The sequence below is a fragment of the Thiohalocapsa halophila genome, from assembly GCF_016583825.1.
Taxonomy (GTDB): Bacteria; Pseudomonadota; Gammaproteobacteria; order Chromatiales; family Chromatiaceae; genus Thiohalocapsa; species Thiohalocapsa halophila.
On record NZ_NRRV01000247.1, the window covers coordinates 1 to 724 of the forward strand.

Sequence of the window (724 nt, forward strand, 5' to 3'; positions counted from 1 at the left end):
CAGCAAGACCAGGGCAATGCGACGGACCCAGCGCATGGCGACACTCCACTGCGGACGCCGGATCAGAACCGAACCCGGAACGTCAGGTAGACGTTGCGCCCGGGCAGCGGGATGTCCTGCGGCAGCGAGGTGCCCGGCGCCGGCTCGCGGTCATTGCTGTTCAGCAGATTGCGCACGTCGAGCTGCACCGAGAACCGGCGGTCGAAGGTGTAGCGCCCGAGCAGGTCCAGGCGCAGATAGTCGTCCGGCTCGTCGCGGGGATCCTCGGCGACGCGCGCCCGATCGCCGACGTAGTGGGCGCGCAGGTTGAAGAAGGCGTTGCCGTGCTCGAAACGCAGCGACGCGAACGCCCGATGCTGCGGCGTATAGCCTGCGTTCTTGCCGGTCGTCTCGTCAGTGTTGTACTGGTAGGCATACCAGCCGCCGAGCGACCAACGCGCGTCGAGACGCCAGTCCGCCTGGAGCTCCAGGCCCTCCCCCACCTGATCGCCGACATTCTCCGGCTCGATGTAGAAGCCGCGATCCTGCTGGCGGATCTGGTCATCCGTCGCGTGCCGGTACAGGTTCAGACCGAGGTCCAGCTCCGGCGATGGCCGATAGCCGATAAAGAGCTCCGCCGTGCGCAGACGCTCGGGACGCAGCGACGGGTTGGGCCGGTAGATCGGCACGCCGAGGTTCTCGAGCTCCGTGACCCAGGGCGCGCGGAACCCTTGGCCGTAGAGCA

General features: G+C 67.5%; 1 protein-coding gene. It reads right to left on the bottom strand.

The window, feature by feature from the left end:
- Positions 1-62 precede the first annotated feature (62 nt).
- Positions 63-724 (bottom strand): TonB-dependent receptor domain-containing protein (locus tag CKO31_RS26265; RefSeq protein WP_200243927.1); only part of this gene is annotated, 662 nt, incomplete at its 5' end.